Source organism: Micromonospora sp. NPDC005299 (assembly GCF_042872345.1).
In the GTDB taxonomy this organism is placed as follows: domain Bacteria; phylum Actinomycetota; class Actinomycetes; order Mycobacteriales; family Micromonosporaceae; genus Micromonospora.
In genome coordinates this window covers 111,300-137,031 of record NZ_JBIAKG010000013.1, presented here as the reverse complement: position 1 = coordinate 137,031, position 25,732 = coordinate 111,300, and the positions used below count along the sequence as shown (strand labels likewise).

The 25,732-nt window shown below is 73.0% G+C and carries 24 protein-coding genes and 2 pseudogenes; 9 read left to right on the top strand and 17 right to left on the bottom strand.

Translation table 11 applies throughout. The features are described from left to right. Positions 1-69 precede the first annotated feature (69 nt). Positions 70-1,224 carry an epoxide hydrolase family protein gene (locus ACFYPD_RS29255; RefSeq protein ID WP_387120347.1) on the bottom strand — a complete coding sequence of 385 codons (1,155 nt, stop codon included), beginning with the start codon at positions 1,222-1,224 and terminating at the stop codon, positions 70-72. A gap of 63 nt (positions 1,225-1,287) precedes the next feature. Between ACFYPD_RS29255 and ACFYPD_RS29250 the strand changes: the two genes are divergently transcribed. Further along, positions 1,288-2,238, top strand: a complete 951-nt coding sequence (locus ACFYPD_RS29250; protein WP_387120344.1) for a helix-turn-helix transcriptional regulator — start codon at positions 1,288-1,290, stop codon at positions 2,236-2,238. Positions 2,239-2,273: 35 nt separating this feature from the next. On the opposite strand, the gene ACFYPD_RS29245 is transcribed toward ACFYPD_RS29250, so the two are convergent. Together ACFYPD_RS29245 and ACFYPD_RS29240 are read right to left on the bottom strand one after the other, a co-directional pair. Next, the gene (locus ACFYPD_RS29245) at positions 2,274-2,489 is read right to left on the bottom strand and encodes a hypothetical protein (protein WP_387120340.1); all 216 of its coding nucleotides are present in this window, start codon (positions 2,487-2,489) and stop codon (positions 2,274-2,276) included. A gap of 32 nt (positions 2,490-2,521) precedes the next feature. Next, complete coding sequence (locus tag ACFYPD_RS29240; RefSeq protein ID WP_387120337.1) at positions 2,522-3,715, bottom strand: thiolase family protein; 1,194 nt, start codon at positions 3,713-3,715, stop codon at positions 2,522-2,524. Positions 3,716-3,855: 140 nt separating this feature from the next. Here ACFYPD_RS29240 and ACFYPD_RS29235 point away from each other — a divergent pair, with 140 nt between their 5' ends. Further along, positions 3,856-4,431: a TetR/AcrR family transcriptional regulator gene (locus ACFYPD_RS29235; protein WP_387120334.1), complete on the top strand. Its 576-nt coding sequence runs from the start codon at positions 3,856-3,858 to the stop codon at positions 4,429-4,431. A 4-nt stretch (positions 4,432-4,435) separates the two neighbouring features. Here the strand turns inward: ACFYPD_RS29235 and ACFYPD_RS29230 are convergent, their stop codons facing one another. Continuing rightward, the gene (locus tag ACFYPD_RS29230) at positions 4,436-5,572 is read right to left on the bottom strand and encodes a CaiB/BaiF CoA transferase family protein (RefSeq protein WP_387120331.1); all 1,137 of its coding nucleotides are present in this window, start codon (positions 5,570-5,572) and stop codon (positions 4,436-4,438) included. 156 nt (positions 5,573-5,728) lie between these two features. Here ACFYPD_RS29230 and ACFYPD_RS29225 point away from each other — a divergent pair. Further along, a pseudogene (locus tag ACFYPD_RS29225) lies at positions 5,729-6,625 on the top strand (AMP-binding protein); the annotation flags it as partial. Here ACFYPD_RS29225 and ACFYPD_RS29220 read toward each other — a convergent pair. Together ACFYPD_RS29220 and tnpA are read right to left on the bottom strand one after the other, a co-directional pair. Beyond that, on the bottom strand, positions 6,620-7,837 hold the full coding sequence (locus tag ACFYPD_RS29220; RefSeq protein ID WP_387120328.1) for an RNA-guided endonuclease InsQ/TnpB family protein: 1,218 nt from the start codon (positions 7,835-7,837) through the stop codon (positions 6,620-6,622). The pseudogene ACFYPD_RS29225 and the gene ACFYPD_RS29220 overlap by 6 nt on opposite strands. Further along, on the bottom strand, positions 7,838-8,236 hold the full coding sequence (gene tnpA, locus ACFYPD_RS29215) for an IS200/IS605 family transposase (protein WP_387120326.1): 399 nt from the start codon (positions 8,234-8,236) through the stop codon (positions 7,838-7,840). Positions 8,237-8,342: 106 nt separating this feature from the next. Here tnpA and ACFYPD_RS29210 point away from each other — a divergent pair. Together ACFYPD_RS29210 and ACFYPD_RS29205 are read left to right on the top strand one after the other, a co-directional pair. After that, positions 8,343-8,896: pseudogene (locus ACFYPD_RS29210) on the top strand (AMP-binding protein); the annotation flags it as partial. A 61-nt stretch (positions 8,897-8,957) separates the two neighbouring features. Then, on the top strand, positions 8,958-9,695 hold the full coding sequence (locus tag ACFYPD_RS29205) for a zf-HC2 domain-containing protein (protein WP_387120323.1): 738 nt from the start codon (positions 8,958-8,960) through the stop codon (positions 9,693-9,695). 25 nt (positions 9,696-9,720) lie between these two features. Here the strand turns inward: ACFYPD_RS29205 and ACFYPD_RS29200 are convergent, their stop codons facing one another. Continuing rightward, positions 9,721-10,296 (bottom strand): sigma-70 family RNA polymerase sigma factor, encoded by a 576-nt coding sequence (locus ACFYPD_RS29200; protein WP_387120321.1) that lies wholly within the window; start codon positions 10,294-10,296, stop codon positions 9,721-9,723. A gap of 152 nt (positions 10,297-10,448) precedes the next feature. Continuing rightward, the gene (locus tag ACFYPD_RS29195; RefSeq protein ID WP_387120319.1) at positions 10,449-10,922 is read right to left on the bottom strand and encodes a molybdenum cofactor biosysynthesis protein; all 474 of its coding nucleotides are present in this window, start codon (positions 10,920-10,922) and stop codon (positions 10,449-10,451) included. A gap of 89 nt (positions 10,923-11,011) precedes the next feature. Between ACFYPD_RS29195 and ACFYPD_RS29190 the strand changes: the two genes are divergently transcribed. Next, positions 11,012-12,247: a hypothetical protein gene (locus ACFYPD_RS29190; RefSeq protein ID WP_387120316.1), complete on the top strand. Its 1,236-nt coding sequence runs from the start codon at positions 11,012-11,014 to the stop codon at positions 12,245-12,247. 19 nt (positions 12,248-12,266) lie between these two features. Here the strand turns inward: ACFYPD_RS29190 and ACFYPD_RS29185 are convergent, their stop codons facing one another. The 4 genes from ACFYPD_RS29185 to ACFYPD_RS29170 all read right to left on the bottom strand — a co-directional run bounded on the left by ACFYPD_RS29185 (position 12,267) and on the right by ACFYPD_RS29170 (position 15,128). Then, on the bottom strand, positions 12,267-13,358 hold the full coding sequence (locus ACFYPD_RS29185) for an NYN domain-containing protein (protein ID WP_387120313.1): 1,092 nt from the start codon (positions 13,356-13,358) through the stop codon (positions 12,267-12,269). Positions 13,359-13,388: 30 nt separating this feature from the next. Continuing rightward, complete coding sequence (locus tag ACFYPD_RS29180) at positions 13,389-13,616, bottom strand: hypothetical protein (protein WP_387120310.1); 228 nt, start codon at positions 13,614-13,616, stop codon at positions 13,389-13,391. Between the two features lie 45 nt (positions 13,617-13,661). Continuing rightward, positions 13,662-14,369, bottom strand: coding sequence for a hypothetical protein (locus ACFYPD_RS29175; protein WP_387120307.1), 708 nt, complete (start codon positions 14,367-14,369; stop codon positions 13,662-13,664). Positions 14,370-14,552: 183 nt separating this feature from the next. Next, positions 14,553-15,128 (bottom strand): winged helix-turn-helix domain-containing protein, encoded by a 576-nt coding sequence (locus ACFYPD_RS29170; protein WP_387120304.1) that lies wholly within the window; start codon positions 15,126-15,128, stop codon positions 14,553-14,555. Positions 15,129-15,469: 341 nt separating this feature from the next. On the opposite strand from ACFYPD_RS29170, the gene ACFYPD_RS29165 reads away from it, so the two are divergent. Continuing rightward, positions 15,470-19,837 carry a S8 family serine peptidase gene (locus ACFYPD_RS29165; protein ID WP_387120301.1) on the top strand — a complete coding sequence of 1,456 codons (4,368 nt, stop codon included), beginning with the start codon at positions 15,470-15,472 and terminating at the stop codon, positions 19,835-19,837. A gap of 138 nt (positions 19,838-19,975) precedes the next feature. Here the strand turns inward: ACFYPD_RS29165 and ACFYPD_RS29160 are convergent, their stop codons facing one another. The 3 genes from ACFYPD_RS29160 to ACFYPD_RS29150 form a co-directional block, all read right to left on the bottom strand. Continuing rightward, positions 19,976-20,461: a winged helix-turn-helix domain-containing protein gene (locus ACFYPD_RS29160; RefSeq protein ID WP_387120298.1), complete on the bottom strand. Its 486-nt coding sequence runs from the start codon at positions 20,459-20,461 to the stop codon at positions 19,976-19,978. 277 nt (positions 20,462-20,738) lie between these two features. Beyond that, a complete protein-coding gene (locus ACFYPD_RS29155; protein WP_387120295.1) occupies positions 20,739-21,251 on the bottom strand; it encodes a GNAT family N-acetyltransferase in 513 nt (170 codons plus the stop codon). Between the two features lie 40 nt (positions 21,252-21,291). Then, on the bottom strand, positions 21,292-21,705 hold the full coding sequence (locus tag ACFYPD_RS29150) for a nuclear transport factor 2 family protein (protein ID WP_387120292.1): 414 nt from the start codon (positions 21,703-21,705) through the stop codon (positions 21,292-21,294). A gap of 163 nt (positions 21,706-21,868) precedes the next feature. Between ACFYPD_RS29150 and ACFYPD_RS29145 the strand changes: the two genes are divergently transcribed. Then, on the top strand, positions 21,869-22,384 hold the full coding sequence (locus tag ACFYPD_RS29145) for a DinB family protein (RefSeq protein ID WP_387120289.1): 516 nt from the start codon (positions 21,869-21,871) through the stop codon (positions 22,382-22,384). Between the two features lie 83 nt (positions 22,385-22,467). Here the strand turns inward: ACFYPD_RS29145 and ACFYPD_RS29140 are convergent, their stop codons facing one another. Both ACFYPD_RS29140 and ACFYPD_RS29135 read right to left on the bottom strand, forming a co-directional pair. Next, complete coding sequence (locus ACFYPD_RS29140; protein WP_387120286.1) at positions 22,468-24,054, bottom strand: DHA2 family efflux MFS transporter permease subunit; 1,587 nt, start codon at positions 24,052-24,054, stop codon at positions 22,468-22,470. 163 nt (positions 24,055-24,217) lie between these two features. Then, complete coding sequence (locus ACFYPD_RS29135; protein WP_387120283.1) at positions 24,218-25,150, bottom strand: AraC family transcriptional regulator; 933 nt, start codon at positions 25,148-25,150, stop codon at positions 24,218-24,220. 80 nt (positions 25,151-25,230) lie between these two features. On the opposite strand from ACFYPD_RS29135, the gene ACFYPD_RS29130 reads away from it, so the two are divergent. Then, positions 25,231-25,731, top strand: coding sequence for a DUF1772 domain-containing protein (locus ACFYPD_RS29130; RefSeq protein ID WP_387120280.1), 501 nt, complete (start codon positions 25,231-25,233; stop codon positions 25,729-25,731). The last annotated feature ends 1 nt before the right edge of the window (position 25,732 follow it).

Below are 25,732 nucleotides of genomic sequence, written 5' to 3'. Positions count from 1 at the left end.
TCGTTCCTGAGCCTGAGCACCGAACACCACCGCGGCGCCGCCCGGATCGAGGTCGGCGCCGCGGTGGTTTCAGCGCAGCTTGCTGAAGAACTCCCGGACGTCGTCGACGAGCAGGTCGGGGGCCTCCATGGCGGCGAAGTGGCCGCCGCGGCCGAATTCGGACCAGTGCACGATGGTGTGTTCGTGCTCGAGAGGCCGCCGGATCGACACGTCCAGGGGGAACACCGCGACCCCGGTCGGCACCGTGGAGCGCTTACTCGCGCCCCAGGCGCCGGCATGCGCGGTCTCGTAGTAGCTGTTGGCCGAGGACCCCGCGGTGCCGGTCAGCCAATACAGCATCACGTTGGTGAGCAGCAGATCCCGGTCCACCGCGTCCTCGGGCAGTTCGGCGGCCGGATCGGTCCACTCCTTGAACTTCTCCACGATCCAGGCCAACTGCCCGACCGGGGAGTCGTGCAGCCCGTGCGCCAGGGTCTGCGGCCGGGTGATCTGGATCATCATGTAGCCGGACTGCTCGGTCTTCAGGTGCTGCAGGTGCTCCAGCCGCGCCCGCTCGGCCTCGGTCAGCTCCCCCACCTCGTCCGGGTTGACCTCAGTGAACGCGGAGAGCCCGTTCGCGTGCACGCCGACGACCTTGTCCGGGTTGAGCCGGCCGAGCCCCGGCGAGATGACCGCGCCGGTGTCGCCGCCCTGCGCGCCGTAGCGGTCGTAGCCGAGCCGGTTCATCAGTTCGGCGAACGCCCTGGTCACCCGGTTCGTGTCCCAGCCGGCCTGGCCGGTCGGCCCGGAGAATCCGCTGCCGGGGATCGACGGGATCACCAGGTGGAACGCGTCCGCCGGGTCTCCGCCATGTGCCCTTGGGTTGGTCAGCGGGCCGATGACGTTCAGGAACTCCACGATCGAGCCGGGCCAGCCGTGGGTCAGGATCAGCGGCAGCGCGTCCGGCTCGGGCGAGCGCACGTGCAGGAAGTGGATGTTCTGTCCGTCGATCTCGGTGGTGAACTGCGGGTACTTGTTGAGCTCCCGCTCGTAGACGCGCCAGTCGTAGCCATCGCGCCAGTACTCGGCCAGCCCCTTGAGGTAGCCCACCGGCACCCCGCGGCTCCAGCCGGCATCGGGCAGGTCCGTGGCCCACCGCGTCCTGGCGAGCCGGTCCCGCAGGTCGTCCAGGTCAGCCTGGGGAATGTCGACGGTGAAGGGCCGGATCTCGCTGTTGTTCTCCATGCCGACAACCCTAGGAGCCGGTTAGGTCAGACTCGGTCCTAGGCGAATGGCAGACTTCAAACCATGTGGGAAACCTCGGCACGGCTGCTGCGACTGCTCTCGCTCCTGCAGACCCGACGCGACTGGTCCGGCGCCGAACTGGCCGAGCGACTGGAGATCACTCCGCGCACCGTGCGCCGCGATATCGACCGGCTGCGCGGCCTCGGCTACCCCGTGTTGGCCACCGCGGGCACCGCCGGCTACCGGCTGGGTGCCGGCGCGGACCTGCCGCCGCTGCTGCTCGACGACGACGAAGCCGTCGCTGTCGCGATGGGCCTGCGCACGGCCGCTGGCGGTTCGATCACCGGCATCGAGGAGACCTCAGTGCGAGCCCTGGCCAAGCTCGAACAGGTCCTGCCGTCCCGGCTGCGCCACCGGATCAACGCCCTGCAGTCGATGACAGTGCCGATGGCCAACACCGGCCCCACCGTCGACCCGAGCACCCTCACCGCCATCGCCGCCGCCTGCCGCGACTCGCTGCGCCTACGCTTCGACTACCGCACCCACGACGGAACCAGCAGCATCCGCACGACCGAGCCGCACCGGCTGGTACACGCGGGCCGGCGCTGGTACCTCATTGGCTGGGACGTCGACCGCCAGGACTGGCGCACCTACCGCGTGGACCGCCTCGACCCGCGCACGCCCACCGGCCCCCATTTCACCCCGCGCACCCCGCCAGACCCCGACATCAGCGGCTACACCTCGCGGGCGATCTCCACGTCGGCCTACCGCTACCAGGCCCGGTTCACCCTGTACGTCAGCGCCGAGACCGCGGCGGAGCGGATCGCCCCCACCACCGGAGCACTGGAGCCGATCGACGAGCACAGCTGCACCCTGCGGGCCGGATCCAACTCGCTGGACGAGTTGGCCATCTACGTGACAACCAAAGGGTTCGACTTCCAGGTGCACGAACCCCCGGAGCTTGTCGAGCACGTCAGGACGCTGGCAGCCAGGCTCGCCGGCGCGACGGATTAGTACGCGATCGGGTCGGGGCAACAGGAGTGGGGTGGTCAGGATGAGCAGGCTGGCGATCGTGATCGCGGTGCAGGGGCTGGTGACGCTTGCCAGCAGGCCCCAAGCACGGCGGCGGCGGCCTTGCTGGTCTCCGACCACGCGGACAGGGTGCGGGCGACTCGGTCCGTCGGGACCTGGTCGAGCCGGTAGATGGCGAACACCGGGTTGAACACGCCCATGCAGGTGATCAGCCCGAACTCGACGGCGATCACGAACGCCAGCCCGGCCGTGCCGGGGCCGCCGGTCAGCCGTCGAGGCGTTCGATGATCGTGGCGTTGGCGGTGCCGCCGGCCTCGCACATGGTCTGCAGGCCGTAGCGGCCGCCGGTGCGCTCGAGGACGTGCAGCAGGGTGGTGGCGAGCCGGGCGCCGCTGGCCCCGAGCGGGTGGCCGATGGCGATCGCGCCGCCGTCGACGTTCACCTTCGCCGGGTCCGCGCCGGTCTCGGCCAGCCAGGCCAGCACGACCGAGGAGAACGCCTCGTTGACCTCGAACGCGTCGATGTCGCCGATGGTGAGACCGGCCCGGGCGAGCACCCTGGCGGTGGCCGGGATGATGCCGGTGAGCATGAGGATCGGGTCGTCGCCGACCACGGTGGCGGTGTGGATCCGCGCCCGGGGCCGCCAGCCGCGCCGGCGGGCGGTCTCGCCGGTGGTGAGCAGCAGGGCGGCCGCGCCGTCGTTGAGCGGGCTGGAGTTGCCGGCGGTGACCTTCCAGTCGAGTTCGCCGAAGCGCGCGGTCCAGCGCTCAGCGGCGAACGCGGGCGGCAGTTCGGCGAGGCGGGCCATGGTGGTCCCGGGCCGGATGGTCTCGTCCATGGCGAGGTCGACGCCCGGTAGCGGGGCGACCTGGCCGGCGAACCGCCCCTCCCGCCACGCCTCGGCGGCCCGCTGGTGGCTGGTGGCGGCGTACTCGTCGAGCCGGGTGCGGGACAGGCCCCACTTGCGGGCGATCAGCTCGGCGGCGACGCCCTGCGGGACGAGGCCGCCCGGGTAGCGCGCGGCGACGGTGGGCCCGGCGAAGTCGGTGCGGACCCCGTCGACCACGGCGGCGCTGCCGATCGGCACCCGGCTCATCGACTCGACGCCGGAGGCGACCACGATGTCGTACGCCCCGGCGACCAGGCCCTGGGCGGCGAAGCTGAGCGCCTGCTGGCTGCTGCCGCACTGCCGGTCCACGGTCACGCCGGGCACCGACTCGGGGAAGCCGGCGGCGAGCGCGGCGAGGCGGGTGGTGTTGGTGCTCTGCTCGCCGACCTGGGCGACGGTGCCGCCGATGACGTCGTCGATCTCGACGGGGTCAAGCCCCGGCACCCGGGCGACCATGCTGCGCAACGCGTGCGCGTGCAGGTCGACCGGGTGGACGTCCTGGTACGCCCCGCCCCGCTTCGCCCGACCGACCGGGGTCCGTACCGCCTCGACGATGACCGCGTCGCGCATCGCTGCCTCCCTGGGACCATTGCCGGACCGATCGGTCCGGGACCGAGTGGTCCGATACTGCGCCATGGGCCGCCGGCCGGTCAATCGTCGCCGGACCGATCGGTCCGTTATCCTCGCCACAGACGAGAGAAGGAGGAGCGATGGCCCGCACCGCGGCACCGGGAACCCGGGAGCGGATCCTGCGCACCGCCGGCGAGCTGTTCTACCGCCACGGCGTCCGGGCCGTCGGGATGAACCAGGTGATCGACGCGGCCGGCTGCGGCAAGAACCTGCTCTACACCCACTTCCCCAGCAAGGACGACCTGGTCGCCGCGTACCTGCGGGCGTGCCGGCGGGAGCGCGAGCGGGCCGGCGCCGCGGCGGCGGAGGGGCTGCCCGACGAGCCGGCGACGCGGCTGCGGACGCTGGTCGCGGAGATCGCCGCCACCGCCACCGCCCCGGACTTCCGCGGCTGCGCCTTCCGCCTCTTCCTCGCCGAGTTCCCCGGCGACGCCGGCGAGCCCGGCCGGGTGGCCCGGGACTACCTGCGCGACACCCGCGCGGAGATCGACGCCCTGGTGGCCCGGCTGGGCGTGGCCGACCCGGGCCGGCTCGCCGACCGGATCTGGCTGGTCGTGGAGGGCCTCTACGGCAGCGCCGCGCGCCCGGACGCCGCGACCGCGGCGGAGACCGCGACCGCGCTGGTCGACGACCTGCTGGCCGCCGCGCGGCGCTGACCGCTCACCCGGCCAACCAGGCGCGCAGCTCCGCGCCGTGCTCGTCCAACCCCGGCGGCGGCAGGTCGTATCGGGGCGGGGTGGCCGACAGGCCGATCGGGTGGCGCACCCCCGGCACGCCGCCGACCGTGACCACCGGGTCGAGCCCGAGCCCGTCGGCCAGGGCCAGCCCGTCGGCCACCGTGTTGATCGGGCTGCACGGCACGCCCGCCGCGCGCAGCTCGCCGAACCACTCGGCGCTGGTCCGCCGGGCCAGGGCGGCCACCAGCAACGGCCGCAGCGCCTCGCGGTGCGCGGTGCGGTCCTGGTTGCGCCGGAACCGCGGGTCGTCGGGCAGCCCGGGCAGGCCGAGCACCTGACACAGGGCGCGGAACTGGCCGTCGTTGCCGGCGATCACCACCAGCTCACCGTCGGCGGTGGGCAGCGGCTCGTACGGCACGATGCTCGGGTGGGCGTTGCCCATCCGGTGCGGCACCACGCCGGCGGCGACGTGCGCGCTGGCGTGGTTGACCAGCCCGGACAGGGCCGAGGAGAGCAGGTCCACCTCGACGTGCTGCCCGACGCCGGTGGCCGCCCGGTGGTGCAGCGCGGCCAGGATCCCGACCGCCGCGTGCAGCCCGGCGATCACGTCGAAGAGCGCCACCCCCGCCTTGTACGGCGGGCCGTCCGCCGCCCCGGTCAGGCTCATCAGCCCGGACGCCGCCTGCACCATGAGGTCGTACCCGGGCAGGTCCGCGCCGCCGGCCGCGCCGAACCCGCTGATCGAGGCGTACACCAGCCGCGGGTTTGCGGCGGTGACGGTGTCGTGGTCGAGGCCGAAACGGCGCAGCGCGCCGGGCCGGAAGTTCTGGATCATGACGTCGGCCCGGGCGGCGAGGCGGCGGGCCAGCACCGCGTCGGCGGGATCGGCGAGGTCGAGCACGAGCGAACGCTTGTTGCGGTTGACGCCGAGGTAGTAGGTCGAGACCCCGTCGCGCACCGGGGGCTGCCAGGTCCGGGTGTCGTCACCGCCCGGCGCCTCCACCTTGACCACGTCGGCGCCCAGGTCGGCGAGGAGCATGGTCGCGTACGGCCCGGCCAGGATCCGGGAGAAGTCCGCGACGAGGACGCCGCGCAGCGGCCCCGACGACCCCTCCCCCATGGCCGCCTCCTCCCCGCCGCGCACGCGCCGCGGCGCCCCGGACGGCCAACGATGGCACACTGCCCGCAGGCCCGTCATCCGGGCTTCGCCGGGGGTCGCGGCCCGACGGGGGCGGTGGTGCGCCCGCCGGCGCGACCGGGAGAGGAGGCCCGCACCGTGTCGCTGCTGACCTGGCTGTCCGAGTCGACCGACGAGCGGCCGGAGGCGCTCCGGGTCGACGACCGGTCGGTGTCCTGGGTGGAGCTGCGCCGGATGGCCGCCGCCGTCGCCGACGACCTGCGCGGCGTCGGGCGGGTGGCCGTGCCGGCCACGCCGAGCCTGGAGACCGTGGTCGGCGTGGTGGGCGGGCTGCTGGCCGGCGCGGCCGTCGTCCCGGTGCCGCCGGACGCCGGGCCGGTGGAACGCGACCACATCCTGCGCGACTCGGGCGCCGAGGCGCTGCTGACGCCCGCCGGCGGCGAGGTCGTCGACTCCCCCGCGGTGCCCGCGGCCGTGCCGGTCGACCTGACCCGGCGGTCGGACACCCGGCACCCGGAGCCGGCACCGGCGGCCACCGCGCTGATCCTGTACACCAGCGGCACCACGGGCGCCCCGAAGGGCCCGGTGCTGTCCCGCCGCGCCGTCGCCGCCTGCCTGGACGGGCTCGCCGACGCCTGGTCGTGGACGCCGGACGACCGGCTGGTGCACGGGCTGCCGCTGTTCCACGTGCACGGGCTGGTGCTCGGCGTACTCGGCCCGCTGCGGGTCGGCAGCCGGCTGCACCACGTCGGACGGCCCCGCCCCGATCGGTACGCGGCCGCCGCCGGCTCGCTCTACTTCGGCGTACCCACGATCTGGTCGCGGATCGCCGCGGACCCGGACGCGGCGCGGGCGCTGCGCGGGGCGCGGCTGCTGGTATCCGGCAGCGCCGCGCTGCCCGAGCCGGTCTTCGCGGCCCTCGCCGACCTGGCCGGTCACCGGGTCGTCGAGCGGTACGGCATGACCGAGACCCTGTTGACTTCCTCCCCACGCCTGAAAGGGCGGGGGATTCCCGTGGCTGAGGCGCGTTCACGCCGCGAGCCGTTCGGGTGGTTGGCGTTTCACAGACAGCCCTGCGGCTAGGTCTCCGCGCCCTGTTACCGCCAGCCCGGCGGCGAGGATGTTCTTGGCCGCGTTCACGTCGGCGTGGTCCTGATGCCCGCAGGCGACGCACCGGAAGACCGCTTGGCTCTCGCGGGACTCCGGGGCGACATGCTTGCAGGCGTTGCAGGTCTGCGACGTATACGCCGGGTTGACCTTGACGATCTTTGCCCCGTGGTAGCGGGCGGCGTGTTCGAGCTTGAGCAGGAATCCGCCCCACCCTTTGGCGAGGATAACCCGGTTCAGGCCAGCCTTCTGGCGGACGTTACGGCCGGGCTGCTCAACGGTGCCCTTCGCGCTGGCCGTCATGTTTGTGATCCGCAGGCCCTCGACAGCGACCATGCCGTGCTCGCGGACCAGGCGCACGGCGGTCTGCGCGGCGAAGTCAGCTCTGCGGGCCCGGATACGGGCGTTGAGCCGGCCGAGCTGCGCGCGGGTAGCGTCGCGACGTTTCGATCCGCGGCTGCGGCCATGGACCCGCAGCGACCGGGACATGCGCTGCTGCAACCGCTTGAGCCGGGCCGCCTCGCCCGCGGTGACGAACTCCCGCTCGTCCAGCCCCCCGTCAGAGGTGGCCACCGCCACGGTGACACCCCGGTCCACACCGACCGGCGGCTTACCGTTCGGGGCAACCTCGCTCCCGCCGTCCTCGACGCAGAACGAGATGTACCAGCATCCGCCGTCACGCAAGACGGTGGCGTTGCGGATAGCGCCACCCAACGGCCTGGTCCACCGAAACCTGACCGGCCCGAACTTCGGCAGCCGCACCTCACCCCACCTGCGGTTCAGCCGCCGCACCGCGACGCGCTTGGGGTCGGGAAACCGGAACGACGGGGCCGTGCGAGCCTTGGACCGCCAGCGCACCTTCCACGTGCCATGCCTCTTGCACGCCCGGTCCAGGTCCCGCAGGGTTTGCTGCAACGCGTGCGACGGCGCGTCCGCCAACCACGCGCAGTCCAGGTCCTTCTTCGCCTCGGCCATCTGCCCAGCCTGCTCGTTGTAGCCGATGAACGCGCCGCGGCGGCGATACTCACGGCGCTGCTCCAACGCCGTGTTCCACACCGCCCGACACACCGCGCCGACCTGTTCGGCGTACGCGGCCTGCTCGTCGGTGAAGGCGAGCAGATAGCGGCGGCCGGTCAGCATTCAGCGGCCCTTCTGCTGCTCGACGTACCGCTTCACCGCTGCCAGTGGGGCACCGCCGGTGGTCGCCACGAAGTACGAGTTCGTCCATAAGGTCGGCAGCCGGGAACGCAGCGACGGGAACTCCTCACGCAGAACCCGAGACGTCCGTGCCTTGATCGCCTTGACGAGCTTGTGGACGCCGAACTGCGGGTCAACTTCAACCAGCAGGTGAACATGGTCAGGCATGACTTCCAACGCCACCAGCCACGCCCCTTTCTCCTCCACCACCTCACCGATGAGCTGCGTCAACCGCTCCTCGATCGGGCCGCCGAGCACCCGGCGTCGGTACTTCGGGCACCACACGACGTGGAAAGCGCACTGGAACACGACGTTGCTGTTCGACCGCAGGGCAACGGACACCCGTGCAATATACAGCCTCGCGCTATCTACTGTCCGCCCGAAATTGACACGCTAACCCCACAGCTAAAGCCGGGGATCTGCGCACTACGCACTTCGATCACCTTGCGCCCGGGCCGACGGGCCCCGGCGGCCCGGCGCCGTGGGCCTGCCACTGCCCGGGGTACGCACCCGCGTGGTGGACGAGCAGGGCGACCCGCTGCCCGCCGACGCGATGGGCGAGCTCCAGGTGCGCGGCGGCACCCTCTCGACGGCTACCTGCACCGGCCGGACGCCGACGCGGCCAGCCGGACGGCGGACGGCTGGTTCCGCACCGGGGACGTGGCGACGGTCGGGCCGGACGGCTGGCACCGGATCGTCGGCCGGGCCGCCACCGACCTGATCAAGAGCGGCGGTTACCGAATCGGGGCCGGCGAGGTGGAGGACGCCCTGCTCACCCATCCCGGGGTCCGCGAGGCGGCCGTGGTCGGCACGCCCCACCCGGACCTGGGCCAGCAGGTGACCGCGTACGTGGTCGGCGACGACCTGCGCGAGGCCGAGCTGATCGACTTCGTGGCCCGGCAGCTGTCGGTGCACAAGCGGCCCCGGCAGGTCCGGCTAGTCGACGCCCTGCCCCGCAACGCGATGGGCAAGGTGCAGAAGAACCTGCTGGCCGAGGCGTGACGCGCGCACGTCCGGACCGGGGCGCGGGAACCAGGCGGCCGCTGCGGACGACTACCTGTACATGGTGTGTGAGCAGTGGCGGGAGATCCTGTCGGCGCAGCTGGACGGGGAGGCGACCCGGTCGGAGAGCGCGGCGGCCGAGGCGCACCTGGCGGGCTGCGCCGGCTGCCGGGGCTGGTTCGAGGCGGCCGTCGCGGTGACCCGGCGGGCCCGGACCCAGCTCGCCCCGCCGGTGCCCGACCTGGTCGACGCGGTGCTCGCCGCGGCGCCGGCGGCCCGGCCCGGGTGGCGGGAGCGCGCGGCGTTCGGGCTGCGGGGGGTGCTCGGGCTGCTCGGCGCGGTGCAGCTCGTGCTCGGCCTGGCCCAGGTCGGCCGGGAGGCCGTGATCGACCACGGGCATGCCACCGGCCAGCACCTGTGGCACGAGTCGGCCGCCTGGAACGTGGCCGTGGGCGCCGGCTTCCTCTACGTGGCGCTGCGGCGTTCCGCCCCGGCGGGGCTGCTGCCGATGCTCAGCGCGTTCGTCGCCACCCTGGTGCTGCTGTCGGTGAACGACCTGATCACCGGGCAGGTGGCGGTGCAGCGGCTGGTCAGCCACGGCTTCCTGCTGGTCGGCTGGGTGGTGATGGTGCTGCTCGCCCGGCCGCGGTGGCGCCGGGGCGGCACGCCGCCCCGGCAGGGCCGGTCGGCCGGGCCGCGCTGGTCGCTGCAGATCGAGGAGCCGCCGGAGCCGGCCCGGCTGCGCCTGCTGCCGCCCACGCCGTACGCCGCTCAGGCCCGCGACCGCCGGGCCGCCTGACGGGCCGCTCGGCGGGCCGGTGCGGTCAGACCACCCGGTTGCCCCGGGAGGGGCGGGCGTCGCCCCGCCAGGCGGCGACCAGGTCCTCGCGGGCCCGGGCGACCCGGGACCGGATGGTGCCGACCGGGCAGCCGCACACCTCCGCCGCCTCGGCGTAGGAGAGGCCGACCACCTGGGTGGCGACGAACGCCTCCCGCCGCTCCGGGGCGAGCCCGGCGATGAGCCCGCGCAGGGTCACGGCGTCGTCCCCGCCCGGGGTGACCGCCCCGGCCGCCTCCGCGGCGGCCTGCCAGTCGGGCAGCGCGGCCACCCGGGGGCGTGCCGTCGCGGCCCGGACGTGGTCCACGGCGACCCGGCGGGCGATGGTGAAGACCCAGGTGCGGGCCGTGGACCGGCCGGCGAAACCGGGCAGGCCACGCAGCGCGCGCAGGAACGTCTCCTGGGTCAGGTCGTCGGCTTCGGCGGGGCCGGCCAGGTGCGCGAGGAACCGCCACACCGGGCCCTGGAGGGCCCGGACGAACGCGGCGGCGGCCTGGTGGTCGCCCCGTCCGGCCCGGCGCGCCCACCGGGTCACCTGCTCGTCGTCGGCCTCGGGGCTCATCCGCGACCGGCCCGCCGGTCCACCACCGTCATGATCGACGGTACGGGCGCGGGCCTCGCTCGGTTCATCCCGCCGTCCTCCTTGTCACCCGGCCGCCGACCGGACGGTCGCACGTTGGTCGGCCGGCGGGGCCGGAAAGTTCCCGGGCCGCCTCAGGAGTCGACGGTCACCTCGACCGGCCCGACCCGCAGGACGCCGTCGGTGAGCGGGGCACAGCGGACGCCGCCCCGGCCGCGCAGCGCCTTCCAGGTGCCCGGCGCGACGGTGACGTCCAGCCAGGCGCAGGGCGGTGCGGCCCGGTGGACCCGTAGGCTGACCGGCCCGTCGCCGGAGTCCAGGGTGAGCACCCGGCCGACCAGTTCGTCCACGGCGATGCCACGGGTCAGCACGTTGCGCCGGACCTGGGTGAGGTCGGCGCCGGGCGGCAGCGACTCCTGCGCGATCACCGTCACGCTCGCCTGCCGGTGCGCCGGCCGGCCGAAGTACCGGTCGCCGACGATGCCCAGGCCGGCCCGGATCCGGACCTCCTCGACCAGTTCGCCCGGCGGCGCCGGAGCCGGGCCGTCGGCGGGCCGGCCGACGTAGCGGTGCACCGGCGAGGCCAGCAACTGGACGATCTGCGGCATGCGCCGATTCTTGCACGGACGTACCGGAACCAAAGCGGACGATAGCCACCCTCACGTGTCCACGCTGGGTGGAGCACGTTGTACCGGGTGTGACGACGAGACGGTCCACCCCGGCCGGGCGTCACCCGGAGCTGGGACGACAGATTGCATGGGCGCGACGCGAGAACGAACGCCGGCGGTGCGCGTACGAGGCGGCGGCCCGGACATGGCGCCGGCGCAACGAGCACCTGGAGCGGCTCCACATCGAGGCGACCGGGTTCCACGGATGCACCCTCCCCGGCACCGAGCTGCCGGTCGGGCTCGACGACGGCGAGGTGGTCTACCGGATCGTGCCGGTCGTGGAGCTGGTCGAGGCGGAGGCCCGGCACGTGCCCGGGCTCCCCGCGCCCGACCCGGCGCTGACCGCGGACCTGCTCGACCCGGCCGACGGCGCGCTCCCGGCCGGGCTGCGGGTGGTCGACACCGGCGCCGCCGTGGTGACCGACCGGCGGGTCGCCTTCGCCGGGCGGGCCGGCCGACGCGAGTGGGCCCACGATGACCTGCTCGGCCTCGGGCACCACACCGACCTGCCGGTCACCCTGCTGCACCCCGGCGACGGCGCGCGCCCGGCCGGGCTGCGCGTGCCGGTCACCGGCGCGGCGAACTTCCGCTTCTACCTCACCCTCGCGTACGCCGCCGCCACCGGGACCCGCGACGCGGTCGTCACGCAGCTCGACGCGCTGCTGGCCGCGCACCGCGCGGCCCGGCCGCGGCCGCCGCGACCGCTCGGTGTCGCGGACGCCCCGGCGGCACGGCGGCGTCCGGAGCGCCTGGCCGCGGCCGGCGCCGTGGCGGTCGCGGTGCTCCTCGGGGTGTCGGCCGCAGGCACCTGGCCCGCGACGGCCGGGTCGGTGCACCAGGCGCGGGCGGCCACAGTTGGTCCCGCCGCCGTCCCCGACGACCTCGCGCCGGACCCGGTCCTCACCACGCCCGGCCAGCCCGACGGAGCCCCGACCCGGTCGCCGGCCGGCGAGCCCACCCGGCTCCCCCGCCCGGCCGACGGCGGCCGGCGGCCGGCGGTCGCCGGAACCCCGGTCCGGATCGGCACGGAGCAGATCGCAGTGCCGGCGCCGTCCCGCGTCACGACGCCCCCGCCGACCGCGCCGTCGACCCCTCCGCCGGTGGTCAGCCCGACCGGGAGCCCGCCTCCGGCGGTGGCCCCGACCGGAAGCCCCACCGTGGCGCCGACCGCCTCGCCGTCCCCGAGCGAGCCCACCCTGGCGGGCATCTGCCTAGATCCGCTCCGGCTGCCGCTCGTGGACCCGCTGCTGTGCCGCCGGACCTGACCGCGGGCGGACCCGGACGTCAGGGGGTGTGCGGGGTGAGCAGGTAGTCCTCGGCCTCCGGGCTCCACCGCAGCTCCACGGCGCCACTCGTGGCGGCCGCCTTGCAGAACTGCAGGAAGCTGCGGTAGCCGAGCTTCTTCTCGCTGAAATCGGGCCGCGCCCGCCGGAGCTGGTCCTTCAGCCCGGACAGCGCCACCGCGCCGCCCTCGCCGGCCAGGTCCACCACCACGGACCGCAGCAGCGCGAAGGCCACCTCCCGGTCGCCCCGCTCGGGCAGCGACACCTCCGGGTCGCCCTTGGCGGGTCCCGCGGCGAGCTCGATGACGTTGTGCCCGGCCAGGTGGCGCAGCAACTCCCCGAAGGTGCGGAAACCGTAGTCGGACTCGCTGAACGTCGGGTCCTTGCGGAGCAGGGTGCGCTTCAGGCCGGAGGCGGTCACCTCACCGCTGGAGCTGCCCTGCATGCCGGCCACGGTCTGGGCCACCAGGACGGAGAGCGTGTCGACGTCCCGGGCGGACTCCTCGACGGCCGGCGCGACCTCGGCGGGCCGCTCGGTCGGCGGCTCGACCGGCGGCGGCGCCCCGGTCCCGGCCGGACGGGCCGCCCGGCCCCGGCGGCCTGCCGCGGGCGGCACGTCGACCCCTTCGAGGCGGTCGTAGAAGAGAAACTCGTCGCAGGCCGGCGGGAGCAGCGCCGAGGTGGAGTTCTCCACGCCGACCCCGATGACCCGCTTGTTCAATTCCCGCAGCTTGTGCACCAGCGGGGTGAAGTCGCTGTCCCCGGTGCCGATCACGAACGTGGAGATGTAGTCCCGCTCGAAGGCCAGCTCGACCGCGTCGACGGCCATCTTGATGTCCGCCGCGTTCTTCCGCGAGGCGCCCATCCGCTGCGGTATCTCGATCAGCTCGACGTGCGACCGGGTGAGCATCCGCCGGTCCTCGTCGAAGTACGACCAGTCCGCGTACGCCCGGCGCACCACCACCCGGCCGCGCTCGGCGAGGGCGTCGGCGATCGGACGAAGGTCGAACGCCCGGCCACCGTGATGGTCCCGCACACCCAGCGCCAGGTTCTCGTAGTCGAGGAACAGCGCAATCCGGTCTTCCTGATCCACGCCGGCCAGCCTAGCGGGGTTCCCGGTCGCTCACCGCGTCCGCCTGTCGCGGTAGAGGGTGTCGCGGCGGGCCACGTACTGGATCGCGTAGCTGCCGATCAGGAGCAGCAGGGCCAGCACGACCTCGACGCCGGCGACGGCGCCGTTGGCGACGGTGAGGCCGAGCAGCAGCAGGATCAACCCGACGACCGCGAGCAGGCCGGCCAGCAGCAGGCGCTTGCGCCTCGCCGTCGACCGCTCCTGACCACCATCACCCACCGCTCACACCTCCTCCGGCCAGCCTAGGGGCTGCGCCGGCCCGTCCTACCCCACTTCGTCGAAGGCCCCCCGCAGGACGCCGATGCCCACGCCGACGAGCCAGACGGCCGCGAGGAGCCGGAACGCCGGCTCCGGCCGGACGAGCGGCGGCAACAGGACCGAGAGGGCGGAGGCCGCCACCAGCGGTCCCACGATCCTCCCGTAGCCGAACACCCACCGTGGCCGCCGGTGGGAACGCCACGCGACCGTCGAGGCTGCCGTGATCAGCAGGCCGGCGCCGAGCAGGTGCGCCGCACCGCCGAGTACCAGCGCGGCCCTGCCGAGACCGGCGACGGTCGTGTCGCCGGCCGGTGCCGCGACCAGCAGCAGGGCCAGCCCGCACACCACCGAGGCGAGCAGTGCCCCCGCGGTGATCGCGGTCCCCCAACCCATCACCGCACCGGCACGGGTGCCCTCCGCCCGCAGGGCGGCACGCAGGCGGCACCCGAACCGGTACAGGGCTACCGCCGCCAGGATCTGCAACGCCGACTGGACGAGCACCGCCGCACCGCTGGCGGCATAGAAGTCACGCAACTGCGTGACCGACGCGTCGGGCAGATAGAGGCTCTCCCCCACCTTCAGGGCACTGCCGGCGGCAATGCTGGCGACGAAGGCGACCACGAAGACGATGCCCCACCAGCCCCAGCGCCGGCCGGGGGCATCCGCCGCCTGCGGCGCCGCGCCGGCCGCACTCCTGATCCGATTCACTCCCATTTGCCCTCCCTTGTGGTCGGACGCGGCCGGACGAGCCCGGACGCGCGTCGATCGGCCACTCAGGTTTTCAGGGAGCGGGCAGCGTGCCATCCGACGTGGGGCGGCCTTCGAGGTACGGCAGAACGGGTACGCCCGTACGCTCCACGACGTAGTCGGCCATCGGCGTGGACGGCCGGCGTGGCCCTAGCGGCCGTTCGACGGGTGGCCGGTGCCCTGCGCCCGGGGGCGCCGGTGGTCGGTCAGCCGGAGTCCGACGCCGCGCACCGCGACGACGGTGACGCCGGTGCCCAACTGGTCGAGCTTGCGGCGCAGCCGCTTGACCAGGGACTGCACGTCCGCCTTGTCCTGCAGCCCCTCGTCGTGCCAGACGGAGCGGTGCAGCTCGGCGTAGCTCCAGACCCGGACCGGCTCGGTGGTCAGGCAGGCCAACAGGTCGCGCTCGAGGCGGGTGAGGACGATCTCCCGGTCGCCCCACCGGGCGGTGGAGCGGGCGGCGTCGATCACCAGCGTGTCGTCCGGCGCCGGGGGCGTCGGGGTGACCGGTGGCGGCACGTCGAGGTCCGCCGGTGGCCCCGCGGGCGTGAGCAGCTTGCGCAGTTCGTCGAGGTCGGCGACCAGGAGCAGAGGCGCGACGCCGTCGAGGAGTTCGGTGAGGCGGACCCGTTCGGCCGGTGACGACGTCACCCCGATCACCATCGGGAACGGACGGTCCACCGGGTCGATGCCACCGGTCGCCCCGCTCGTTTCCTTCTCGCTCACCGTCACCCCCGCCCGGAGCAACCGGCGGCAAAATCGCCGCTCTGGAGAATCGCCATGACAGTCAATGTCAACCAGGCCGACCGACGGGGGCCTGTTGGTGACATGTTGCTCACGTAGAGTGCTTGATCGCGCTTTCCTGTCGATCATAGTGTCCACTCAGGCAGCCGGCGTAGACCCGCACGGCGCCTAGGGGGCTTGGGGGGCTCGTTCAAACCGATGTGATCCGACGGGAGAGGGGTCTCCTGCGCCTTCCGCCATGGCTCGACCATCCGCGGGTCGTTCTGGAGGAGGCAGCACCGATGCTGAGACGTCCACACAGGAGGGGCCTGGCCGGTCGGCTGGTGAGCGCTGGCGCGGCCCTGGTTCTCGCCGCGACCGCCATGGCCGCCACCGGCACAGGCGCACAGGCTGCGCAGACCGGAACGGAAACCGGCGCATCCGCCGGCGACAAGATCCGCCCCGAACTCACCCGGCAACTTCAGGGCAAGAGCGAGGGCGACTTCTGGATCCACTTCGGCGCCCGGGCCGACCTGAGCAAGGCCGGTGCGATCACGGACTGGGCCAAGCGGGGCACCGCGGTCGCGGACGCGCTGAAGAAGACCGCCGCGGACAGCCAGGCGAAGATCCGCGCCGAGCTCGACCGCTCGGGCGCGAAGTACCAGACCTTCTGGGCGACCAACGCCATCAAGGTCACCGACGGTTCGCTCACGATGGCGCAGAACCTCGCCGCCCACAGCGAGGTGGACGCCGTCTACGCCCCGGTCGAGTACAAGCTCCCCGAGATCACCAAGGGCACCGACGAGAAGTCGGTGAACGCCCTGGAGTGGGGCGTTGCGAACATCAACGCCGACGACGTCTGGTCCCAGTACGGCGTCCAGGGCGCCGGCATCACCGTGGCCAGCATCGACAGCGGCGTCCAGTTCGACCACCCGGCGCTGGTCAACTCGTACCGCGGCAACAACGGTGACGGCACCTTCGACCACAACTACAACTGGTTCGACGCCGCCGGCACCTGCGCCACCGCGCCGTGCGACGAGGACGGCCACGGCACGCACACCATGGGCACCATGGCCGGCTCCGCCGGCGCCAACCAGATCGGTGTCGCCCCCGGGGTCAAGTGGATCGCCGCGAACGGGTGCTGCCCGACCGACGCCGCGCTGGTCTCGTCCGGCCAGTGGATGCTGGAGCCCACCGACCTCAACGGGCAGAACCCGGACGCGAGCAAGCGGCCGAACATCATCAACAACTCGTGGGGCACCACGTTGCCGTCCACCGAGCCGTTCATGGAGGACGTGACCAACGCCTGGACCGCCTCGGGCATCTTCGGCACCTGGTCCAACGGCAACAACGGGCCCGCCTGCCAGACCAGCGGTTCCCCGGGCAGCCTGGCCAGCAACTACTCGGCCGGCGCGTACGACATCAACAACAACATCGCCAGCTTCTCCTCGCGGGGCACCGGGCAGAACGGCGAGATCAAGCCCAACCTCTCGGCGCCCGGGGTCAACGTCCGGTCCAGCGTCCCGGACAACTCCTACGCCAGCTACAGCGGCACCTCGATGGCAGCGCCGCACCTCGCCGGGGCGATCGCGCTGCTCTGGTCGGCGGCACCCACGCTCGTCGGCGACGTGCCGGCGACCCGCGCGCTGCTGAACGACACGGCGGTGGACAAGGCCGACACCCAGTGCGGCGGCACCACGGACGACAACAACGTCTACGGTGAGGGCCGGCTGGACGCGCTCGCGCTGCTCAACGCCGCCCCGATCGGCGACAACGGCACCCTGGCCGGCAAGGTGACCGACTCGGCCACCGGCGCCCCGATCGCCGGCGCCACCATCGCCCTGACCGGTGCGGCGACCCGCTCGCTGACCACCGGCGCCGACGGGAGGTACTCCTCGCTGCTGCTGGCCGGCGACTACCAGGTCACCGTCTCGGCGTTCGGCTACCAGACCAGGACGCTCTCGGCGACGGTGACCACGAACGCGACCACGACGCTCGACGTCGCACTGACGGCGGTGCCGAGCGTCACCGTCAGCGGTCAGGTCACCGACGGCTCCGGACACGGCTGGCCGCTCTACGCGAAGGTGAGCGTCGAAGGCCTCCCCGTCTCCGACTACACCACTCCCGCCAACGGCCGCTACAGCATCAAGCTCCCGGCCGGGGCGACCTACCGGCTCAAGGTCGAGTCGCAGTACCCGGGCTACCAGACCGTGACCAAGGAGGTCGTGGTCGGCTCGGGCAACACCACCAACAACATCGCCGTGCCGGCCGATCCGGCCGCGTGCACCACGGCGCCCGGCTACACCAACAGCTCCGACGGCGAGTACGAGACCTTCGACGGCACCAGCGTGCCCGACGGCTGGTCCGTCGTGGACAACGCCGGCACCGGCCAGGTCTGGAAGTTCACCGACAGCGGCGACCGGGGCAACCTGACCGGCGGCGCCGGCGGGTTCGCCATCATCGACAGCGACGACTACGGCAGCGGTGGCCGGCAGGACACCTCGCTGGTCAGCCCCGTCGTCAACCTGACCGACGTCGCCGCGCCGGTGATCCGGTTCAACCAGGACTTCAACTGGCTGAGCTCCGACCGGGCGGACGTCGACCTCAGCCTCGACGGCGGCACCACCTGGAGCAACGTGCTGCGGCAGGCGGCCGACGTGCGCGGGCCCAGGGTTACCGAGGTGCCCATCCCGCAGGCGGCGGGCCAGGCGCAGGTGCAGGTCCGGTTCCACTACTACGACGCCTCCTGGGAATGGTGGTGGCAGGTCGACAACGTGCTGATCGGCAGCAAGCTGATCTGCAAGCCGGTCGACGGCGGCCTGGTGCTCGGCCACGTCCGGGACAAGAACGACAACGGCTACGTCAACGGCGCCACCGTCACCAGTGACGACCGCCCGGCGGAGAAGGCCACCACGGTGGCGACCCCGGACGACACCGAACTTCCCGACGGCTTCTACTGGATGTTCTCGTCGCTGACCGGCCAGCACCCGTTCACCGCCAAGGCCGGCAACTACGTCAGCCAGACAAAGCAGGTCGACGTCGAGACCGACTGGGCGACGGCGGCGAACTTCCAGCTCGCCGCGGGCCGGCTGTCCGTGCAGCCGACATCGGTGACCGGCACGGTCCGGATGCCCACCGGCAAGGTCAACAAGACCTTCACGGTGACCAACACCGGCGGGGCCCCCGTCACCGCCGAGTTCAGCGAGCGCGACGGCGGGTTCGTGCTGCAGCGGGCCGACGGCTCCCAGCTGTCCGAGCAGAAGCTGCTCGGCTCGACCGGCGCGCGGGCGCAGCGGCTCACCACCCCGACGTCGCTCGCCGCCCGTCCGTCCGGCAAGTCGGCCACCGCGGCCGCCACGCCGGCCGGTCCCCAGGCGGAACCCTGGACGGGCATCGCCAACTACCCGGCCAACGTCATGGACAACCGGGTGGTGAACCTCGACGGCAAGATCTACTCGATCGCCGGCGGTGACGGCACGACGTCCAGCGCGAAGAACTACGTGTACGACCCGATCGCCCAGAGCTGGACGGCGATCGCCGACCTCCCCGCCGCGCGCAACGCCATGACGGTCGGGGTCGTCGACGGCAAGATCATCGCCACCGGAGGCTGGGGCGCCGCCGGGCCGGACGGCACCACCTGGTCGTACGACCCGGCGGCCAACACCTGGACCCGGAAGGCCGACAACCCCGCGCCGCGGGCCGCCGCCGGTCAGGCTGTCGCGGACGGCAAGCTGTACGCCGTCGGCGGCTGCACCACGGCCAGCTGCCTGCCGATGTCCAACTCGGTGGTCCGCTACGACCCGGGCACCGACGCCTGGGAGACCCTGCCCAACTACCCGAAGTCGGTGGCGTTCGCGTCCTGCGGCGGAATCGGGGGCACCGTCTACTGCACCGGCGGCAACGACGGTTCCGTCGCGCAGAAGGCCAGCTACGCCTTCGATCCGGGCGCCAACGCCTGGACCGCCGTCGCGGACGCCCCGGCCGACAGCTGGGCCAGCTCGTTCGCCGTCGCGAACGGCAAGCTCCTGGTCGTGGGTGGCTCGCAGGGCGGCGCCATCACCAACGCCGGCTTCGCGTACGACCCGGCCACCGACTCGTGGGCGAACCTGCCCAACGCCAACACCCCCCGCTACCGTGGCGGGGCGGCGTGCGGCTTCTACAAGGTGGGCGGCTCCTCGGGCAGCTTCAACGCCACGAAGGACAGCGAGGTACTGCCCGGCCTCGAGGAGTGCGCCGAGGGGCCGGCGGACGTCAGCTGGCTGACCATCGACAAGTCGAAGGTCACCCTGGCGCCCGGTGAGAAGGTCACGGTCACCGTCGGCATGACGGCCAACGTGGACCAGCCCGGCACCTACTCGGCGTCGGTCGCGATCAAGGAGAACACGCCGTACACCGTGCCGCCGGTGGCGGTCACGATGATCGCGCAGCCGCCGACCAGTTGGGGCAAGCTGATGGGCACGGTCTCCGGCCGCAGCTGCCAGGGCGCCGTCGCACCGCTTCCCGGCACGGTCGTCCAGGTCGACTCGTGGGCGATGTCCTGGACGTTCGCCACCGACGCCGACGGCAAGTACGCCTACTGGATGGACCGGCGCAACAACCCGCTCAGCATCATCGTCGCCAAGGACGGCTGGAAGCCCCAGACCCGTCAGACGAGGATCAACAACACCACGCCCACCGTGGAGGACTTCACCCTGTCACCCATCCGCTGCTGACCCCTGACCGCCGACCGTCAGGTCCGGCCCGCCCGGTGTTCGCACCGGGCGGGCCGGACCGCGTCTGCGGCTCTGATCGGGGCGCTCCGGCGGGACGGACGTCCGGCGCGGCATGGGCGCCGGACGGCGCGAACGTCGTCAGGACGAGGCGAGGCGAAAGCCGATGCCGCGCACCGCATGGATCGTCGGCACCGCGCCCACCCGGCCGAGCTTGCGCCGCACCCGGCGCACCACCGAGTGCATGTCGGAGCCGCGCCCCAGGTGGTCGTTGCCCCACACCGCCCGGTGCAACTGGGCGTAGGTCCACACCTGGCCGGGTCTGCGGGCGAGGCAGACCAGCAGGTCGTGCTCCAGCGGCGTCAACCCGACCTCACGCTCCCGCCAGCGCAGGACGCGCCGGTCGGAGTCCACGTCTAGATCGGACACGGGCGGGCCGGCCGGCGACGGGTCGTCGGCAACCGCGTCGCGGGCGGGGGCAGGTCGCGCCGCCCCGGGCGTGCGAAGCAGATCGAGGAACCGTCGCGCCTGGTGCGCGCTGGAGACGATCAGGAACGTCTCAGTGCCGCCGAGCAGCTGGGCGAGCTGCCGGCGTTCCGCGGCCGAGGACGCGATCCCGATGACCAAGGAAGAAACCCCCGCCATCATCCGCCCTTCCGTTCCACCCTTTTCGTGCGGCTTTTCCAGGGCGCCAGGCAATTACCGGTGCACATGCGGCACAGGTGGTGGAAATAGACCGTCGGGCGTGGGTGGATTCGTACGCCTGATGGTCGGCCGGCGCGGAAATGTGCTGAAGCTCGTGTTTTGTGAGGCGTTGCGGAGCTGTTGATCGACATCATATAGCTGCATACCGATGATTGGTATAGCAGTTAACATCAATGTAACGACGCTGGCGCGAGTTCAATTATCCGGAGATATCTGACTCCTGGTGGTTCGGAGCAAGGGTGAGGTTGAACAGTTCCAGGCCGGAAACGGGCTGGAAACCGACCTCGGCGTAGAGCGAGCGGGCGGGGATGTTGTCCACCTCGGTCTGCAGCGACACGCGGTGGGCGCCGGCGGCCCGCGCCTCGTCGACGACGTGCTGGAGCAGGGTCTTCGCGATGCCGCTGCGGCGATGGTGGGGGTCGACGTAGAGGTCGCGGATCGACCATGCGGCACCCAGCATCAGCGACGCCGGGGTGATCGCCGTCGTGATGAAGCCGCAGACGTGCTCGGCGCGGATGGCGGCAGCGACCGCGATCCGGCGCTGCGCGAGTTGCTCCTGCAGCCAGGCACGGGTCCGCTGAGCGGACGGCGGTTGGCCGTAGTGCGCCCGGTAGTCGTCGAAGAGAGCAGCCACCTGCTCGAACGCGTCATGGGCCGGGGTCACCGGCGCGACCGTCGTCAGCATGCCGTCCAGTATCGCCGAGGTCGACATGAGGGGCGGGAGCGGCCCGCTCCCCCGGCCGGCCCGGCGACTAGGCTGGCACGTCCTGCCAGAGTTCGTTGAAGGCGGTGCTGTCGAAGAAGGCGGTCCCCTCGACCACCCTGCCGTCCCGCATCCGCAGGAACCAGGCGACCGTGTCGGTGAACGTCGTGCCGATCGTGGTGGTGCCCGCGCCGTTCCACGCGACGATCACCGTGTCGGTGGTCGGATCCTCGTGAATGCCCCGGATCAGCACGGGCCGGAAGGGATCCTCGGCCGTGAAGCGCGCACCGAAGGGCGTCAGCACCTCGTCGACGAACTGGCGGGCGGGATGGTACGTCCCGGCCGCCACGGAGCGGCCGGTGATCTCCCACCGCAGGTCCTCGGCGAAGATGCCGGTGATGTCGCCGGTGCCGGCGGACCAGGCGGCGAAGGCGTCCGCGACGATCTCCCGGTTGGCGGTCATCGGCGCTCCCGTTCTCTTCCTGCGGCGGGCACCCCGGACGCTCGCCGGCTCCGCTCATCCTCCGCCGCCGCGTCCGTGGCCGAGGCGGATTCGGCGCACCCCACTCCCCCGGTGGCACGGAAGCACCTCGCCGGTACGCCCCCGCACCACCTACCCTGAACGCGTGGATCGGTGTGACGAGTGCCTGTTCGTCTATTCCGCGCTCGACAGTGGGGACCTGCCGCAGCGGTTGCGCGACCTGGCGGGGCGCTATCCGGCTGCCCTCCACGGGGTGCCGGACCCGCGCCGGCGGCCCGCGCCGGAGGTGTGGTCGCCACTGGAGTACGCCTGCCACGTCCGCGACGTGTTCCGCGTGCAGGGTGAGCGGCTCGCGCTGGCCCTGCGCGTGGAGGAGCCGGAGTTCCCGCCGATGGGCCGCGACGAACTGGTGATCACCGAGCGCTACAACGCGCAGGACCCGGAGGTGGTCCTCGCCGACCTGGCCACGGCCGCCCACGAGTTCGCGGCCCGCTTCGCGGCGCTCGGCGAGACGGAGCTGGCCCGCACGGGCGTCTACCCGTGGCCGCGGCGCGAGGCGCGGACACTGCGCTGGCTCGGCCGGCACACGGTCCACGAGGGCGAGCATCACCTGCTCGACATCCGCCGCGCCACCGGCGCCCGGACGGCCGGCGGGGCCTGACGCCGGTTGGCGTCAGGCCCCGCGACGGCGAGCCGGACCGGGATCGGGGCGACGGGGCGCTGCCCCGGCGGCCCGACCGGCGGTCAGTGGATCGGCACCGGGGTCGGACGCTGCTCCTCGCCCGTCCCGCCGTCGAGCAGGTGCGACGGCTCGCGCCGGCGGGGCAGGAACGCGGCCGGGATGAAGGTGAGCAGCACCAGCGCGAAGCCGACCCAGAAGGTGGTCGCGAAGGAACCGGCCGCGAAGTCGAGCCCGCGCTCGATCAGCGACGGCGGCACCGGGAACTGCTGGAGCAGCTCCGGCCGCTGCTGCGCGGCGATGGCCAGGCCGGCCTGGGTGACCGGCTTGCCGCTCGGGTCGGTCACGCCGGGGATCACCTCGGAACCGTTCAGCTTGCTGGTGAGGATCACCGACATCACCGCGGCGCCGACCGAGCCGCCGATCTGCTGAAGGATGTTGACCAGCGTGGAACCGCGGGCCACCTCGGCGGCGTGCAGGGTCTTCAGCGCCGAGGTCATGATCGGCATCATGGTGCCGCCCATGCCGAGGCCCATCACGAACAGCGAGCCGCAGAGCAGCCAGTAGGACGTGTGCGGGTCGACCTGGGTGAAGGTGAAGAACCCGGCGGCGATGAGCACCAGCGCGAACGGCACCGTCCGGCCGACCGGCACCTTGTCGGCCAGCATGCCGGCGATCGGCATGGTCAGCATCGCGCCGAGGCCCTGCGGCGCCATCAGCAGGCCGGCGGTCAGCGTCGACTCGCCGCGGACCTGCAGGAAGTAGCTCGGGAAGAGCAGACCCGCACCCATGAACGCGATGATGAAGACGAACAGGGTCACCGTGGCGATGCTCAGGTTGCGGTTGCGGAACAGCCGCAGGTCGAGCAGCGGGTGCCGGGGCCGGAACGAGTAGAACACGAAGGACACCACGAGCACGGCGCCGACCAGCATGGGCAGCCACACCTTGTTGTCGCGCACCGTGCCGGCCTCCGGCAGCGACGAGACGCCGTAGAGGAAGAGCGCCAGGCCGGGCGAGAGCATCAGCATGCCGAGGAAGTCGAACGACTCCGACGGCTCGGGGTTGTCCTTCGGCAGGGCGAGCTGGGCGTAGATCAGCGCGACCACGCCGATTGGCAGGTTGATCAGGAAGATCCAGTGCCAGCTGGCGGTGTCGATCAGCCAGCCGCCGAGGATCGGGCCGCCGATCGGACCGAGCAGCATCGGGATGCCGAGGACGGCCATCAGCCGGCCGATCCGGTGCGGGCCGGCGGCCCGGGTCATGATCGTCATGCCGAGCGGCATGAGCATGCCGCCGCCGAGGCCCTGGACCACGCGCCAGGCGATCAGCTCGCCGATCGAGTCGGCGGTGGCGCACAGCCCCGAGCCGATGGTGAACAGCGCGAGCGCCACCATGTAGAGGCGTTTGGTGCCGAACCGGTCGGCGGCCCACCCGCTGAGCGGGATCACCGTGGCCAGCGCGAGGGTGTAGCCGGTCATCGTCCACGCCACCCGGGCGTAGGAGGCGTCGAACTCGTTCTGGAACGTCGGCAGCGCCACGCTGACGACCGTCACGTCGAGGATCGACATGATCGCACCGAGCACGACGACGCCGGCCACCTTGAGCACCGCGGCGTCGAGCTTGTTCGATGTCGCGACAGGTTGCTGGGTCACAAACAGTCTCCTGGTTCAGGTCCGGTCGGGGGCGCTGGCCGCGCCGCGCGCCAGTGAGGCGCGGGGTTGACGTGCGGTGGGGCGGCGTCCGGCAGGAAGCGTAGCCATGGGCTGCGACAGCGCGCGGCCGGTTTACCGGGATCGGCGGCGACGCGGGACGGGCTCAGGCCGTGGCGCGGTGGTCGCGGGGATTGACGCCGCGGACCCGCTTGAACGCCGCGCTGAGCGCGAAAGGGCTGGTGTAGCCGACTCTGCGGGCGACCGCGGTGAGCGTCAGTTCGGTGTCGCGGAGCAGGTCGGCGGCGAGCGCGAGGCGCCAGCTGGTGACGAAGGTCATGGGCGGCTCGCCGACCAGTTCGGTGAACCGGCGGGCGAACGCGGCCCGGGAGGCGCCGGTGGCGGCGGCCAGACCGGCCACCGTCCAGGCCCGGGCCGGGTCGTGTTGGACCAGCCGGACCGCGTGGCCGACGACCGGGTCGGCGTAGGCCCGGTACCAGCCGGGCGGCCGTGCGCCGGATCGGGCCAGCCAGGTACGCAGCACCCCGATGACGAGCAGGTCGAGCAGCCGGTCCAGCACCGCCTCCTGCCCGGGACCGTCCCGGTCCAGCTCCGCGGCGAGCAGCGCGACGACCGGCAGGTCGCCGTCGGCGGCGGTCAGCACCACAAGGGGCGGAAGGGCCGCGAGCAGGCCGGCGCCGACCGCGCCGCTGCTGGCGTACGTGCCGGTGAGCAGGGCGGTGGCGCCGTCGCGCCGGGTGCCCCAGGTACGCAGGCCCAGCGCCATGGTCTCGGTCAGCTCCTGCCCGCCGAGGGTGGTGCAGCGCTGCCCGGGATGGATCACCACCTGCGGCGGGGTGTCCGGGCCGTCGGCCACCGTGTACGGGTCGGGCCCGCGCAGCACGGCGACGTCCCCCGGGCGCAGCAGCACCGGCGCGCCGCCGTCGGGCACCACCCAGGCGCTGCCCCGGACCACCGCGGTGACGCTCAGCGGAGCGGCGTCGCGGACCCGGATCGACCAGGGCGGGTCCATCACGGTACGGAGCAGGAACGCGTCCCGGGCGCGCAGGCCGCGGAGCAGGGCGGCGAGTACGTCCACCGGCTGAGCCTAGACGCTCGCGTATGGTTCGGGGCGTTTCGGCCATGGAGCGTCCAGCGCTCCCGGTGTCCAATGGACCCATGATCGCATCGAACGTCCGGGCCGGCGTGCTGCTGCTGGCCACCGTGACCACGGGGTTGACGGCGGGGCTCTTCGCGGCCTTCGCGTACGCGGTGATGCCGGGCCTGGCCCGGGTCGACGACCGGGCGTTCGTCGCCGGCATGCGGTCGATCAACCAGGCCATTCTCAACGGCTGGTTCGCGCTCTGCTTCGGCGGCGCGCTGGTCTGCGCCCTCGCGGCGGTCCTGCTGCACCTGCCCGCCGGGCGGCGCGGGCCGCTGCCCTGGCTGATCGCCGGCCTGGTGCTCTACGTGCTGGTGCTCGCGGTGACCGCCGCGGTGAACGTGCCGCTCAACGACCGGCTGGAGGCGGGGGCCGCCCGGCTGGCCGACCCGGCGGAGCTGCGCGCGACGTTCGAGAGCGCCTGGGTGCGCGGGAACGTGGTCCGGGCGGTGCTGAACACCGCGGCCTTCGGCTGCCTCGGCTGGGCCCTGCTGGTGGCCCGGTCGGTGCCCGGCTGAG

Coding starts and splice junctions, on each gene's coding strand:
- ACFYPD_RS29255 (WP_387120347.1), bottom strand. CDS start 1,224: ATGGAGAACAACAGCGAGATCCGGCCCTTCACCGTCGACATTCCCCAG.
- ACFYPD_RS29250 (WP_387120344.1), top strand. CDS start 1,288: ATGTGGGAAACCTCGGCACGGCTGCTGCGACTGCTCTCGCTCCTGCAG.
- ACFYPD_RS29240 (WP_387120337.1), bottom strand. CDS start 3,715: ATGCGCGACGCGGTCATCGTCGAGGCGGTACGGACCCCGGTCGGTCGG.
- ACFYPD_RS29235 (WP_387120334.1), top strand. CDS start 3,856: ATGGCCCGCACCGCGGCACCGGGAACCCGGGAGCGGATCCTGCGCACC.
- ACFYPD_RS29230 (WP_387120331.1), bottom strand. CDS start 5,572: ATGGGGGAGGGGTCGTCGGGGCCGCTGCGCGGCGTCCTCGTCGCGGAC.
- ACFYPD_RS29220 (WP_387120328.1), bottom strand. CDS start 7,837: ATGCTGACCGGCCGCCGCTATCTGCTCGCCTTCACCGACGAGCAGGCC.
- ACFYPD_RS29205 (WP_387120323.1), top strand. CDS start 8,958: ATGGTGTGTGAGCAGTGGCGGGAGATCCTGTCGGCGCAGCTGGACGGG.
- ACFYPD_RS29200 (WP_387120321.1), bottom strand. CDS start 10,296: ATGAGCCCCGAGGCCGACGACGAGCAGGTGACCCGGTGGGCGCGCCGG.
- ACFYPD_RS29195 (WP_387120319.1), bottom strand. CDS start 10,922: ATGCCGCAGATCGTCCAGTTGCTGGCCTCGCCGGTGCACCGCTACGTC.
- ACFYPD_RS29175 (WP_387120307.1), bottom strand. CDS start 14,369: ATGGGAGTGAATCGGATCAGGAGTGCGGCCGGCGCGGCGCCGCAGGCG.
- ACFYPD_RS29155 (WP_387120295.1), bottom strand. CDS start 21,251: ATGTCGACCTCGGCGATACTGGACGGCATGCTGACGACGGTCGCGCCG.
- ACFYPD_RS29150 (WP_387120292.1), bottom strand. CDS start 21,705: ATGACCGCCAACCGGGAGATCGTCGCGGACGCCTTCGCCGCCTGGTCC.
- ACFYPD_RS29130 (WP_387120280.1), top strand. CDS start 25,231: ATGATCGCATCGAACGTCCGGGCCGGCGTGCTGCTGCTGGCCACCGTG.